Raw genomic sequence first — 15,560 nt, 5'->3', positions numbered from 1 at the left:
AGAAAATAATTGCATTTTCCGACAAAAAAATTTATAATAGTGATAATTCTCTAACGGAGTCGGCGGCCGGTTCAGGTGCCGGCCGCCGTGAAAACCGCCCTGGATGCCTGGACGCGGCTCTGCGCCGGGTGACAGAAGGCTGGATTTTACGACACAAACGACAGAGGGAAAACGGGGCAGACGCCTGAAGCTGGGAGGCAGAGTATGGAAAAGATGGATCAGATGAAAAAACTGGATAGGGAGCTGGAGCAGCCGGCAGACTTTACGAGCCCGGAGGAGCTGTATCAGGATCTGATTGTGAGCATCCAGAGGTATCATCCGTCCGATGATATTTCGATGGTGGAGAAGGCATACAGACTGGCCTTTGAAGCCCACAAGGATCAGAAGAGAAAATCGGGTGAACCATACATCATCCATCCCCTCTGCGTGGCTATTATCCTGGCTGACCTGGAGCTTGACAAGGAAACGATCGTGGCCGGAATCCTTCACGATGTGGTAGAGGATACGGTGATGACCACCGACGGATTGGCCAGGGAGTTCGGCGCCGAGGTAGCTCTTCTGGTGGACGGCGTCACAAAGCTGACCAATATTTCCTGGGACAAGGACAAGGTGGAGATGCAGGCGGAGAACCTGAGAAAGATGTTCCTGGCCATGGCCAAGGACATCCGCGTAATCCTTGTAAAGCTGGCCGACCGCCTTCACAATATGCGCACCCTTCAGTATATGAAGCCTGAAAAGCAGAGGGAAAAGGCCAGGGAAACCATGGATATTTACGCCCCCATCGCTGACAGGCTGGGAATTTCCAGGATCAAGACAGAGCTTGACGATCTGGCCCTCAAGTATCTGGAGCCGGAGGTCTACTATGAGCTGTCAGAAAAGATCTCCCTCAGGAAGGATGCCAGGGAGGCATTTGTGAAGGGGATTGTCGATGAGGTGAAGAGCCATATGGACGATGCCGGAATCGAGTGCAAGGTAGATGGGCGCGTGAAGCATTTCTTCAGCATCTACAAAAAGATGGTGAAGCAGAATAAAACCCTGGATCAGATCTACGATCTCTTCGCCGTGCGGATTATTGTGGATACGGTGAAGGACTGTTACGCGGCTCTGGGCGTCATCCACGAGCTGTATAAGCCGATACCGGGCCGGTTTAAGGACTATATCGCCATGCCGAAGATCAACAATTATCAGTCCTTACATACGACTCTGATCGGAAGCAGCGGCCAGCCCTTTGAGATTCAGATCCGCACCTATGAGATGCACCGTGTGGCTGAGTACGGTATTGCAGCCCACTGGAAGTATAAGGAGAGCGGAAGCACGAAGGCGGCCATGGACAGCGCGGAGGAGAAGCTGTCGTGGCTGCGCCAGATTCTGGAGTGGCAGAAGGATATGTCGGACAACAAGGAATTTCTGGATTCCCTGAAAAGCGATCTGGATCTGTTTTCTGACAGCGTGTTCTGCTTTACCCCGTCCGGCGACGTGAAGAACCTTCCCAGCGGCTCCACCCCCATCGACTTCGCCTACTCCATCCACAGCGCGGTGGGAAACAAGATGGTGGGTGCCAAGGTCAACGGAATGTTAGTCAATATTGACTACGAGATCAAGAACGGCGACAGAATTGAGATTCTGACCTCCCAGAACAGCAAGGGACCCAGCCGCGACTGGCTCAAGATTGTCAAGAGCACGCAGGCCAAGAATAAGATTAACCAGTGGTTCAAGGCAGAGCTCAAGGAGGACAATATTATCCGGGGCCGCGACATGATCGACAAGTACTGCCGGAACAAGGGAATCAATTATTCTGAGATTAACAAGCCCGAGTTTATGGAAAAGGTCATGAAGCGGTATGCCTTCAAGGACTGGGATTCCGTCCTCGCCTCCATCGGCCACGGCGGCCTCAAGGAGGGCCAGGTAATCAACAAGATGCTCGAGGCCAGGACGAAGAAGCTGGAAAAGGAGAAAACAGACGCCACCATCCTCGATTCCATCGGGGACGGAAACAAGGTTCCCGTCATCGCTCCGGGCAAGTCCAAGAGCGGCATTGTGGTCAAGGGGATCGACGATCTGGCCGTGCGGTTTTCCAAGTGCTGCAGCCCGGTGCCGGGAGACGAGATTGTGGGCTTTGTGACGAGAGGCCGCGGCATTTCCATTCACAGGACAGACTGCATCAATGTGATCAACCTGCCGGAGGACGAGAAGGCAAGGCTTATCGAGGCAGAGTGGCAGCAGCCGGTTGGAAACGAGACAGGAAAAGAGCGGTACACCACGGAGATCAAGATTTTTGCAAACAACAGGATTGGCATGTTTGTGGATCTGTCCAAGGTGTTTACGGAACGGCAGATTGATATCAAATCCATGAATGTGAGAACCAGCAAGCAGGGGAAGGCCACGATTATGATGACCTTCGACATTCACGGAATAGAGGAACTGAATAAACTGGCCGACAAGCTGAGACAGATTGAAGGCGTAATAGACATTGAGAGAACTGCCGGATAAGCAGTTTTCTCTTTGTGTTTGTATAAAGAGTATGCCGTGCCCTCTGACCGGGAGCAGGGTTCAGAGGCGGCTTCCAGGGCCTGAGAGGCGGCAGAAGAAAATGGAGAGAGGGAAAAGGAGAGAACAGACAGATGCAGATTAAGAAGCTGACAGTCGGTTATGTGCAGACAAACTGCTATATTGTATCAAACGAGGAGACAAGGGAGGCTGTTGTCATTGATCCGGGAGATCAGGGGGAGCTGATTGCGGAGGCCTTAAAGCGTGATTCACTTCAGACAAAGGCCATTCTCCTGACACATGGCCATTCCGATCACATCGGAGGTCTGGAGGCAGTGAAAAAGGCCACCGGGGCGAAGGTGTATGCCCTGGATCAGGAGAGGGAGCTTCTGGCAGACGAGAACCTGAATCTGTCAAAGAGCCTTCTGGGAACCATCATCCGCGAAGAGGCGGATGTGTGGCTGAGAGACGGGGAGAAATTTTCCATGATCGGATATGAGTTTCAGGTGATTGGCACACCGGGCCACACCACAGGCTCCTGCTGCTACTATGTGGAGAGTGAAAAGGCTCTGTTTGCAGGCGATACTCTGTTTGAGGGCTCCTACGGGCGTGTGGATCTGCCGGGAGGCAGTTCCGTGCAGCTTCTCCACTCTGTGCTCGACAAGCTGTTTGAGCTTCCCGATGATGTGAATGTATATCCGGGACATCTGGGCTATACAACCATCGGGGATGAGAAAAAATATAATCCGCTGGCGCCCTATAAGGGAAAGCTGCTGGAATAGAGAAGGCGGCCTTCGGGCGGATGTGATATACAGGCAGAGGGATATTGGATGGTAGAAAAAATGATTGGAATACTGCTTAGCGATAATTCATTTGAACAGGATATAAGAGAGCTTCTGATGGCCTTCTGTCCGGGGAATAAGTTCACCCACGAGGAAGAGGAGGCCGTCTCAGAGGCAAAGCTGATTGTCCGAGGAGAGCGGGCGGGAGATGAATTCTGTCTCTGTGTGGAAACCCGGGCAGACGAAAATGGGCAGTCCTTCGCGCCGCCGGCCGGAGCAAAAGGGGACGGGGAGGACTGCATGGTACAGGAGGCAGCGGCTCCTTCCTGGAAGGCTGCCGGGAAAGGCTGCGTGCAGATACTTGACGGGGACCGCCTGGAGACGAAGAACCGGATCAAGAGGGAGCTCTACCGGCTGATGAGCGGGCTCACAGGAAGAACCCTTCCCTGGGGAACCCTTACAGGCATCCGCCCCACCAAGATTGCCCTCACAAGGCTTTACGAGGGGATGTCAGAGGAGGAGATCCGGGACTATATGCGGGAGACCTACCTGACCAGCAGGGAAAAAATCCAGCTGAGCCTGGACGTGGCCAGACGGGAGAAGGAGCTTCTTTCCGCTGTGGACTATGAAAACGGGTACAGCCTCTATATCGGCATCCCGTTTTGCCCCACCACCTGCCTTTACTGCTCCTTCACCTCATTTCCCATAGGAAAGTGGCAGGGCAGGACAGGGCTCTATCTGAACGCCCTGTTCCGGGAGATGGACTATGTGGCGGAGAAGATGAAGGGACGTCCCCTGGACACCGTCTACTTCGGAGGAGGGACGCCTACCTCCCTGAGCCCGGAGGATCTGGATGCCATTTTAGATAAGGTGGAGAGAACCTTCCCCATGGATCAGGTGAAGGAGTTTACGGTGGAGGCAGGAAGGCCGGACAGCATCACAGAGGAGAAGCTTCAGGTTCTGAGAAACCACGGGATCACCCGAATCTCCATCAATCCCCAGACCATGAAGCAGGAAACCCTGGATCTGATTGGGCGCCGCCATACGGTAGAGCAGGTGAAGGAAACCTTCCGCCTTGCCAGAAGGATGGGCTTTGACAACATCAACATGGATCTGATCGTGGGGCTTCCTGAGGAGGACGAGGAGGATGTCCGAAATACCATGGAGCAGATCAAGGAGCTTCGTCCGGACAGCCTGACTGTCCACTCCCTGGCCATCAAGAGGGCTGCGCGGCTCAACATGTTCAGAGAACGGTACGGGAACCTGAAAATAACGGGGACCCAGGAGATGATCGACATGACGGCCCGCTATGCGAGGGAGATGGGAATGGAGCCCTACTATCTCTACCGCCAGAAGAACATGGCGGGGAATTTTGAGAATGTGGGCTACAGCGTTCCAGGCAAGGCCTGTATCTACAATATTCTTATCATGGAGGAGAAGCAGACCATTATGGCCTGCGGCGCCGGAACCACCACAAAGGTGGTATTTCCAAGAGAAAACCGCCTTGAGAGGGCGGAAAATGTGAAGGAAGTGGAGCAGTATATCGAGCGGGTGGACGAGATGCTTGAGAGAAAGGAAAAGCTGATCCGCCAGCTGGAGGGATGAGGGATTTGATAAAAAGACTTGCAATCCCTGAAATGTCTGCTACTATGTAACATAGACGGCTCTTTAGCCGGCCTGCCGCTGAAGAGACGGCCCTGTGGCGGACCGCTTTTTCGCGGCGCAGAAGAAGACCGCCCCCGCCGGGGCGTGCAGAATAGAAAACAGGAGTGAATACCATGGCTTTAAAGAAAAAACCAGTAACCGGGATGAAGGATATTTTACCGGCAGAAATGGAAATCCGCGACTACGTGCTCGCAAAGATCAAGGAAACCTACAGAAGCTTCGGCTTTTCAGCTATAGAAACTCCGTGCGTGGAGCACATTGAAAACCTGACCAGCAAGCAGGGAGGGGACAATGAGAAGCTTATTTTCAAAATTTTAAAGAGGGGCGAGAAGCTCAACCTGGAGACAGCCAGGGAGGAGAGCGACGTTGTGGACGGAGGTCTGCGCTATGACCTGACCCTTCCTCTGTCCCGCTACTATGCAAATAACTCCGCAAACCTGCCCAGTCCCTTCAAGGCTCTTCAGGTGGGAAGCGTCTGGCGTGCTGACCGCCCACAGAAGGGACGCTTCAGACAGTTTGTGCAGTGCGACATTGATATCTTAGGAGATCCCACCTCCCTGGCAGAGATTGAGCTTATCACAGCCACAACCACCGCCCTGTCCCGTATCTGCCCCGATAATTCTTTTACCGTGCGGATCAATGACAGAGAGCTTCTGAAGGCCATGGCATCCTACTGCGGCTTCCCGGAGGATGACTGCGACAAGGTGTTTATCACCCTGGACAAGATGGATAAGATCGGCCTTGACGGGGTTGCCGCTGAGCTGATGGAGATGGGCTATGCAAAAGAGAGCGTAGACCGCTACAGAGAGCTCCTGGCATCTGTAAAAAATGATGCGGCAGGCGTGCGCGCCCTCGGAGAAACCCTGAAGGGGGTACTGAAGGAGGGAACCGCTGAGGGGCTGGCAAATATTATGGAGACAGTTTCATCCACAGCTGAGGCAGAGTTTGGCATTGAATTTGATCCGACTCTGGTGAGGGGAATGGGATACTATACAGGAACTATCTTCGAGGTGTCCATGGAGGGCTTCGGCGGCTCTGTAGCCGGCGGCGGCCGCTATGACAAGATGATCGGAAAGTTTACAGGCATGGATACTCCGGCCTGCGGATTCTCCATCGGCTTTGAGAGAATTGTCACCATCCTTCTCGACAATGGCTTTAAGGTTCCGGCTGCGTCAGGAAAGAAGGCATACCTCTTTGAAAAAAACATCGGAAGCGAGAAGCTTTCCCAGGTGTTAAAGGAGGCATCCGAGGAGAGAAAGGCAGGCGTTCAGGTGCTGGTAGCCCAGATGAACAAAAACAAGAAGTTCCAGAAGGAGCAGCTCCAGAAGGACGGCTACACAGAGTTTAAGGAGTTTTACAGAGAAGCCTTAAAGTAAGAGGCAGACCAGGCATCCAATGAAATGAAACTTTAAAAAAGCAAAAACAGCATTCTGGTTAAGCAGAAGTTCAGGTATGCGGAAGGCCTGTGCCGGAGGGATGTGCCGGAAAGGCTTCTGCAGATGAATATAGATACACAAAGTTCAGGAGGAAACATATCATGGCAGAATCAATGCTGGGACTGAAGCGTTCCCACAGATGTACAGAGCTGTCCACAGAAAATATCGGTGAGAACGTCACCGTAATGGGATGGGTCCAGAAAAGCAGAAACAAGGGCGGAATTATCTTCGTAGATTTAAGAGACCGCTCCGGGCTGCTTCAGATTATTTTCGAGGAGGCAGACTGCGGCTCTGAGAGCTTTGCCAAGGCAGAAAAGCTCAGAAGTGAGTTTGTAATCGCAGTTACTGGAAAGGTGGAGGCCCGTTCCGGCGCTGTCAATGAGAATTTAAAGACAGGAGCCATCGAGATCCGCGCAAATGCCCTGCGGATCCTCTCCGAGTCTGAGACACCGCCATTCCCTATTGAGGAGAATTCCAAGACCAAGGAGGAGCTGAGATTAAAATACCGCTATCTGGATTTGAGAAGGCCGGATCTTCAGAAGAATCTGATGACAAGAAGCCGCGTCACAACGCTGACAAGAGCATTTCTGGCAGAGGAGGGCTTTCTGGAGATTGAAACTCCGACCCTTATCAAGAGCACACCTGAGGGAGCCAGAGACTACCTGGTTCCAAGCCGTGTGCATCCCGGCAGCTTCTATGCGCTGCCCCAGTCACCCCAGCTGTTCAAGCAGCTTCTGATGTGCTCCGGCTATGACCGTTACTTCCAGATCGCAAGGTGCTACAGGGATGAGGACCTGCGCGCCGACAGACAGCCGGAGTTTACACAGATCGATATGGAGCTGTCCTTTGTGGATGTGGACGATGTGCTGGATGTCAATGAGAGACTGCTTAAGAAGCTGTTCAAGGAAATCTGCGGCTTTGACTTACAGCTCCCGATTCAGAGAATGACCTGGCGCGAGGCCATGGACCGCTTTGGCTCCGACAAGCCGGATCTCCGCTTCGGAATGGAGCTTAAAAATGTGTCGGAAACAGTGAAGGACTGCCAGTTCGTGGTATTTAAGAGCGCCCTGGAAAACGGCGGCTCCGTGCGGGGTATCAACGCAGAGGGCCAGGCAGGAATGCCGAGGAAGAAGATTGACGCCCTGGTTGAGTTTGCCAAAGGCTTCGGCGCCAAGGGACTGGCTTATCTGGCTGTCCTTGAGGACGGCTCCTATAAGTCCTCCTTTGCAAAATTCATGACAGAGGAGGAGCTGGCAGCCCTGGTGAAGGCTATGGACGGAAAGCCCGGCGATCTGCTTTTATTTGCCGCAGATAAGGACAAGGTTGTGTTCGACGTACTCGGAAACCTGCGTCTGGAGCTGGCAAGACAGCTTGACCTGTTAAAGAAGGATGACTTTAAGTTCCTGTGGGTGACAGAGTTCCCGCTTCTCGAGTACTCGGAGGAGCAGGGCCGCTTCGTGGCCATGCATCATCCGTTCACGATGCCTATGGAGGAGGATCTGGCTCTGATCGACACCGATCCGGGAGCTGTCCGCGCAAAGGCCTACGACATCGTGTTAAACGGTACGGAGATGGGCGGCGGTTCCGTCCGTATCCACCAGAGCGACATTCAGTCCAAGATGTTCGAAGTGCTGGGCTTCACAAAGGAACAGGCAAACGAGCAGTTCGGCTTCCTGTTAGAGGCCTTTAAGTACGGAGTTCCGCCTCACGCCGGCCTTGCCTACGGCCTTGACCGTATGGTCATGCTCATGGTTGGTGCAGACAGCATCCGCGACGTGATCGCCTTCCCGAAGGTGAAGGATGCATCCTGTCTGATGACAGAGGCTCCGTCTCCGGTTGACGAAAAGCAGCTGAAAGAGCTCGGAATTGAGGTTTCCCAGGAAGAAGAGCAGAAAGCAGAAGAATAGGGAAATACAAGGGAAAAGAAAACAGCTCAGAAAATAAAAGAAAAGAAGATAAAAGAACAGAAGGAGGGGGCACAGGAAACGGGCCTCCTCCTTCTGTGTATGGGCAGGATTCTGAAAATTTTCCACAGCAGCTCCCTTGCATGGAGATTCCTCGCCTGCCTGGCAGAAGAAAATACAGTGTTTGCGTAAAATGTTAAAAATATTCTGTATAATAAAACAAATATAAAAAATTATATTAAATAATTTTAAATTCTAACCATTTAATTCTAAAATAAGGTTGAAATATCATCCAAAAAGTGATAATATAAACGTAACTTCCGAGAGTGTTCACTCTCGATTAGTTCCGGCCAGATCTGGCCTAAAATTCAGAGTATCGAAACAGATGTTTTCCAACAGAGACATGGAAGAGCGTAAAAAAATTCCGGCAAAATTCTGCCGGGAGGGAGTGCAGTCAGCTTTGAATCTGCCTGCAGGCGCTGAGAAGCTGTGCTGGAAAACGGAAAATGGAGCAGAGAAGAGAGAGGAGGAAGAGAAGGCGGACATGAAATGTTTAAAGCTGCTCTCTGCTTTGGGAGCAGCGGTGAAAAATGAAACAGGAGACGTGAGAGAAAAAGCGGCCAGGGCAGTAGGGTGCATTGGGCTGACAGTGGTTCTGGGATTCATATGGAGCCCTCCATCAGCCGCAGAGGCGTCCCAGGCCCCCAGGGAGACGGCTTTGCTGACAGCAGACCTGAAGACAGGTGAAATCAGTACAGCCAGTCCGCAGAATGCGCTTTTTCAGGAGGAACGGAACATGGGGCCGATGGAGGAAGGTGATGAGTTTTCGGAGTTTCTGAAAAAGGCGAGGCAGTGCGAAAGTCTTATTACAGGAGAGAAGGCAGAGTCTGTGCCGGACACCCGGTTTATCGTTTCCGGACAGGAGGAGAATGACAGCCGGGTTATCAGCATTGCAGCCCAGATCGACGAGGGGAAGGAGGCTGCCTTCTATGTATTCGGGAGAAATTTTTCGCCGAATGGAACAGCCCTGGCAGAATGGTTTGGAGAGGGCACGGTGTACTCGAACTGTGAGGAAGCAGAGCTGAGGATAGGCAAAGATGTGTGGCATATTGCCAGAATGAGCGTCTTGCGCGGGACGGACCGGGAAGATTCGGGAGGGGATAACTGGGAGCTGAGATGGAAAACAGAGGCGTCCTGTCTGTCCAGGGGAACTGCGCTGTACGTGGGACGGAGGACAGGGCAGGAGAGAAAAATTTATACCGCTCCTCTGGGCCACAGAGATGAAAATGGAGATTCTGTCTGCGACCGATGCAGGACAAGAGCCTTTTATCAGGAAGCAGGCTCAAAAATCAGGGTCAGCCTGGGAGGAAGGGAGCTGACCTTTACCTGTATTGATGAGGATTACAGGGAATATGTTCCGGAACTTAGAGATGGAGGAATGCTCTATCTGTCAGACCAGGCACTGGAGGCTGAATGGTTTGGAGGATATGGGGAAACGGAGTACAGAGACAGCCAGGTACGGAAGTATTTCAGGGACGGGATTCAGAATGGCATTTCCCTTCAGGGAAGTCTTGTGGGGATTGAGATACCGGAAAATGGAGAGACGGATTACGCTATGAGTCTGTCCAGAGAGGAATACCTGAAATACCGGGAGCGTATTTCAGGAGAAGCCTTTTTGCTGCGTGACAGCGGGGAGGGAAAAGTGTGGGGAGCTGGATTGGACGGTTCTCTAAAGCTTGTGGATCCCGATGGCAGTGATTATGGAATACGGCCCGCGATTGTGCTCAAAAAGCCGGATGCGGGGAGAACGGAAAGAATTCACTGGGAGACAGGAGACCTGCAGGAGTGTGAACTGCAGGGCGGGAAATATCTGTTCAGCTGCGTTGACCGAAATTATACAGGAGGACAGACGGGTGAGGCCGGAGCCCTGTTCTTATGCACAGCTGTAATTCCTGCCAATTATGGCTCAGATTACGTTCTGGAGGAACAGGCAGACGGAAGCCACGCATATGTATTCCAGCCGGGGCCGCTTGTAAATTTTGGGGACAGCAGTGATTACAAATATTCCAGAGTAAGAAAGTGGCTGGATGAGGCCGGACAGGAGCTCTATCTGGCAAAGACGGTTCAGGTGGGAAACGACACGGCGTATATGGGAGAAACACCGGAGGGCGAATTTGGAGATTTCCGGTCAAACAGTATTGCGCCCTATTCCATTGGAGATCAGAAGCTCTCGGGGAAGCTCTTCCTGCTCTCTGTAGACGAGGCGCTGAAATACAGGGATTTTCTGTGGAAATTTCAGGGAGAGAGCAGGGACAATCCGGAAAGTCAGATCTCGGCCTTTTCTAAGGGATACTGGCTCAGAAGCCCTATGGGGGATGGAAAAAATCCTGACACGGGCTTCGTCTATGGGGTGGATTTGGAACGGGGGAATATTCACCCTCAGAGGGTGAAGCCGGAGGGAGGAACCGGAGACGAGGAGCTGGATGTGACGGCGGCGTTCGGGGTGAGGCCTGCATTTGTCATGCCGCAGGATTAAAGGAAAGAAAGGGACAAAAGAGCAGGCAGCAGGAAGGACACAGAACAGGGAGAAGAGGAGGAATGAGAGATTGAGAAAACGATGGTTTGCAAAGAGAGGACTTGCCTGGATGCTTACGGCTGCCATGGCAGCAGGAATGGCAGTACCGGCACAGGCAGATGAAAACAGGAAAGAGGCTTCTGCGCTTATGCTGAACAGGGAGGAGGCTGGAGGAGGAGAAGTATTTTTGACAGCTTCGCCTTCTGATGCAGCGGATGAACAGATGAAGCAGAAACCACTGCCTGAGAGGGGGGAGGCGGAAACTGGCAAAAACCAGGAAGAGCGTGAGGATGCGTCGCCATCAGACGCGGAAAAAGATACAGAGAAAGAAGAGGAAACAGGGAAAGAGGGTGAGGAAGAGAGTGATCTGAAAGAGGAGGAAACTGACGGGCCAGAAACTATGCCCGAGATCGGAAGCCTGGACTTTGATAAATGGTTTGAGGAAAACTGTGAGGAAGAGGCACTCTGGCAGCAGATACTGGATATTCTAAAGAACAGTAAAGGGGAGGAGCAGGAGAGACAGAGGGAACAGCTTCTCCTATGGATCTCTGAGCATGAAGAGATGTTTCTTAAGGCCTGCAGCGAATTTTTCGGACAGGAATTTTCTCCTTCTCTGCTCAGCCTTGCCACAGGGGATCTCTGGGACGAGTGGATAGGGGCTGACATGGACTGGGAAGGCCTGGGGACAAAAGAAAATCCATTTATGATAAGGGATCTTTCCGGGCTTATGGGGCTGTCCGAGGCAGTGGCCCGGGGAAACAGTTTTTCCGGCGTTTATTTTGAACTGCAGGAGGATATTCATATCGAAAATTTAGAGCTGAACGGAGGAAGCTGGAATCCCATCGGATGGTTCAGGAGCCGTACAGAGCTGGGAGGAAAGCCGGGAACTGCCTTTATGGGAAACTTTGACGGGGCGGGACATACGATAACCGGGCTGAAATTTGCAAAGCCTGGTCAGGAATATTCCTATCTTGGGCTGTTCGGACGGATAGAGGACGCCCAGATCCGCAATCTGAATCTGGAAGCTGAGGAGATCTCCGGAGGCGATAATGTAGCAGTGCTTACAGGCTGCGCTGAGGGTCAGTCGGTGATCTGCAATGTTTCCGTGTCGGGCTCCGTCTATGCCGGCGGGGACGCCGGAGGAATAGCAGGTGAAGTAACGGGCAAAACGAAAAGGGCAGTGCTTGAAAACTGCAGAGCGGACAATGTGATCATCAATTCTGAAGGGAGGAACAGCTTTGTCGGAGGAATTGCCGGCAATGTCCAGAAGGCAGTGATAGCGGATTCAGAGGCCGTCACCCTTGACGGAGACAGCAGCCGGATTCAGGGAAAGGGATATGTGGGAGGAATCGCCGGAAGGCAGAACGATACGGATATCTACAATGTCTGTACAGCGGGAACCATAGGCGGAAGCGGGTCCAGGGCAGCAGGAGGCATGACAGGACTCTATGAATCAGGAAATCTGATCGGCGCCAGATTCGAGGGCGACATAGGGAGAACGGGAAACGGTGCTGCCTCCCATGAGGGAACCTTTATCGGAACCAGGGATCCAAAAAACGGTTTCCGGTATGGCACGGGACGCCAGGACAATGTGGCATTTCTCTTTGCCGGAACTCCGGCTCAGGCAAAGCATGTGATTGGCTCCTCCATTGCAGATGACAATTCCTGGACAATGGATGCCCATATCGGATACTTTACAGACTATCAGAGGAGGTACTGTCTGGTAGCCGGAACCAGGGAGGAGGACGGAAAGGATCGCTTCTTTTACGAGGAGCTGGAGGATGCGGTTCAGCATATTATCACACAGAAGCTGGGGGAGAGCCTGGATGAATTCTGGAAGGACAGAGCCTTTAACCTGGATCACTATGCACCGGGAAACAGCGGAGAGCCGGTGAGGGGCTATCTCGTCTCCATTCCCAGAATAGATGCCCGAAATGCCAATGGAACGTATGACAGTGATGTGGCAGTTATGACGGCCATCTCCTCCACGAACAACAGCTATTACAGGCAGATAGACAAGGAGCACCCGTCCGCCGTGGCGCCCGGATGTACGGTGACCGTTGCCACAGCAGCCAAAAACCAGGCCGGGAACAGGTACCAGATGGTATACGATGAGAATGAGCCGGGAAAGGTTAAGCCCCCTACCTACACAGACGAAAACGGGAAGAGACAGCCTATGACCTACATAAACGGCGGCTCCTACTCCTTTGAGATGCCAGAAGCCAATACGGAGCTGAATGCAGAGTACGTTAAGGTGACGACACAGCTGGCCATGACGCCGAAGGAGACAGAGATCTCCATCAGACAGATCCGTTCCGGCGACAGGAAGAATCCGGATATTACGACAGAGGTAAGAAACCAGGAGGGCACGCTGATAGCAAAATACATAAACGGCAGTGATATTTCTCAGGTGCAGGTAATTCCTGTGTCAGTCCATGCAGAGCACAATGGACAGGGCTCTTCGGCTGATCGGACGGTGCTGTGGTCGATTGACAACACGGATCTGGTTAAGTTTGCTGACGGGTGGGAAGGCGGATACACCGAAGAGGACGCCAGAGTGCTTCCGAATATGGACTCTGACTTTATTGAAACCATTCTGGCCAGAGAGACGAAGGCCCAGGCAGACAGCGGCTACCGGGAGCCGATCAGAAATACCATATACACAGACTCAGCCGTTGTGACGGCGTCCACAAACCCGGCAACGAGCGCTGACAACCAGGCAGTGACGGGAACCTGCCGGATAAAGGTTTCTTTCCAGATTTCCGATCAGACTACACTTCGGGTGGAAGGGCTGACGCTGAACCAGACCAGCCTGACCCTCGATATAACCAGAAGGCTGACGGGAGATCGAAAAAATCCCACGGAAACCTATGTGGCTGATTCGCCGTATGTTCTGGATGCTAGTCTGAACCCACCGCAGCCGTTTTACCAAAATGTGACATGGAAGACCAGAGAAGGAGAAAAAATACTTTCTCTTACCCCTCAGGGGCAGAATGGGCAGAGCTGTGAGGTGACGGCAGTTTTCGATTCAGAGGGAAAGAACCACCCGGCCTGGATTCAGAACATTGTCAATGAAGACAATGGAAGGAAGGCTGCAGACGGAGGATATCTGAAGCTGTCTGGAAGCGGAGCCGTGACAGAAACGGTCACGGCAATCTCAGAGGATCAGACTCATGGGGTGGTAACTGACGACTGTCAGGTGACAGTCCGGTTCAAAACAGATGATCAGACAGTAATTCACCCGGAGGGAATCAGTCTCGACCGGACACAGCTGGATTATCCCCTCTCCTATGCGTTTGAAGGGGATATCCGTTCCGGAATACGCGAAAAGTCGGGATTCGGGGTAAGAGATACGCTGAGAGCTTCTGTACTTCCTGAGCTTGCGGCAGGCGGGAAGCATGAGCCGTATAACAAAACCGTCCTGTGGACTTCCAGCGATCCGGAAGCGGTATCTGTGAAAGACGGAACACTGACTGTCAATGAGGATGCCGGTTGGATCAAGGAAGCGCTGGAGAAGGCTCCATACCGGGCAGAAAAAACAGTGACAGTCACGGCAGAGACAGAGGACGAAAAAAAGGCTGCAGTCTGCCAGGTAGCGCTCCATTTTCAGGCAGAGGCCGTAGAAGCAGATCGGGAGAAGGAAGATTTTGAGATTATTCTGACCAGGAAAGGACGCCGGTCCAATCCTGTGCTGACCTGGAGCGGGACGGAGGGAAAACAGGTTGCAGCCGCAGTCTACACGGCACAGGGACAGAAAAAGCCCGTATGGACCAGCAGTGATCCTTCAATTCTGACTGTGACAGAGGGAGGGATGGCAGTTCCTGCCGCTGTAAATGAAGATGGTTCAGTGAGTGCAGAATGGATCAGGGAAGCTCTGAAAAAATACCCGCCGGCAGCGGAGACAAGCGCGGAGATTATCGCCTCAAGCCCGGATGGGACAATGGCCGATCGGATCGGCGTAAAGCTGACATTCCGCGTAGATGATCAGACGTATTCCTCAGGCAGTTCCTCATCTGGAGGAAGTTCCTCCTCCGGTAAAGGAGGCTCATCGTCCGGAGGCGGTTCATCATCCGGACCCTCTGGTTTGGGAGATATTTCGGGTCTTCCGGCAGACTCTGCATCCGGGCCGGCTGCTGCGGCGGAAGGTATTTCGGGAAGCTGGGAGTATACGGAAGACGGATACTGGACATTTGCATCAGGAAACCGCAGCTTCAGAAACGAGTGGGCCTATATCTATAATCCCTATGCGGCTCCGGGGCAGAGCACAGTGGATTGGTTTCGGTTTGATGAGGCAGGACATATGATGACGGGCTGGTTTAAAGATACAGATGGGGGCGTCTACTACCTCTGGCCCTATTCAGATGGAAGCAGAGGCCGCATGGTGACCGGCTGGCAGTGGATCGATCGGGATGGAGACAGAAGAGAGGAATGTTATTTCTTCCATACCGAGTCCGATGGCACGAAAGGGCGGATGGCAGAAGGGACAGTGACGCCGGATGGATACGAGGTAAATCAGGACGGCGCATGGACAGCAGGCGGGATCATTCAGACAAGAGAAAAGAAGGCGGAGCCGGCAGGTGAAGAAAGGGAAAGATAGGGACAAGATAAGATAAAACAAGAAAAAATAAGAAAAAGATAAGAAGGTGGAGAAGGAAAAGGGGGAAGGATTTCAGATGGGAAAGAGATAGAGGAGGAGCCAGGAGAAACTTGA

General features: G+C 52.6%; 7 protein-coding genes. All 7 read left to right on the top strand.

From position 1 onward, the window contains the following. Positions 1–204: 204 nt before the first annotated feature. Positions 205–2,490, top strand: coding sequence for a RelA/SpoT family protein (locus LK436_RS13975; protein ID WP_008394936.1), 2,286 nt, complete (start codon positions 205–207; stop codon positions 2,488–2,490). Between the two features lie 131 nt (positions 2,491–2,621). Continuing rightward, positions 2,622–3,269 carry an MBL fold metallo-hydrolase gene (locus LK436_RS13970; protein ID WP_008394938.1) on the top strand — a complete coding sequence of 216 codons (648 nt, stop codon included), beginning with the start codon at positions 2,622–2,624 and terminating at the stop codon, positions 3,267–3,269. A 48-nt stretch (positions 3,270–3,317) separates the two neighbouring features. Further along, a complete protein-coding gene (gene hemZ, locus LK436_RS13965) occupies positions 3,318–4,874 on the top strand; it encodes a coproporphyrinogen dehydrogenase HemZ (RefSeq protein WP_008394939.1) in 1,557 nt (518 codons plus the stop codon). Between the two features lie 173 nt (positions 4,875–5,047). After that, positions 5,048–6,310: a histidine--tRNA ligase gene (hisS, locus tag LK436_RS13960; RefSeq protein WP_008394940.1), complete on the top strand. Its 1,263-nt coding sequence runs from the start codon at positions 5,048–5,050 to the stop codon at positions 6,308–6,310. Between the two features lie 161 nt (positions 6,311–6,471). After that, complete coding sequence (aspS, locus tag LK436_RS13955) at positions 6,472–8,277, top strand: aspartate--tRNA ligase (protein WP_044930317.1); 1,806 nt, start codon at positions 6,472–6,474, stop codon at positions 8,275–8,277. 457 nt (positions 8,278–8,734) lie between these two features. Further along, positions 8,735–10,810 (top strand): hypothetical protein, encoded by a 2,076-nt coding sequence (locus LK436_RS13950; RefSeq protein WP_227910080.1) that lies wholly within the window; start codon positions 8,735–8,737, stop codon positions 10,808–10,810. A 70-nt stretch (positions 10,811–10,880) separates the two neighbouring features. Beyond that, positions 10,881–15,446, top strand: a complete 4,566-nt coding sequence (locus LK436_RS13945) for a hypothetical protein (RefSeq protein WP_147594707.1) — start codon at positions 10,881–10,883, stop codon at positions 15,444–15,446. Positions 15,447–15,560 lie beyond the last annotated feature (114 nt).

The sequence above is a fragment of the Clostridium sp. M62/1 genome (assembly GCF_020736365.1).
Taxonomy (GTDB): Bacteria; Bacillota; Clostridia; order Lachnospirales; family Lachnospiraceae; genus Otoolea; species Otoolea saccharolyticum_A.
This window is presented reverse-complemented; position numbering and strand designations above follow the sequence as displayed.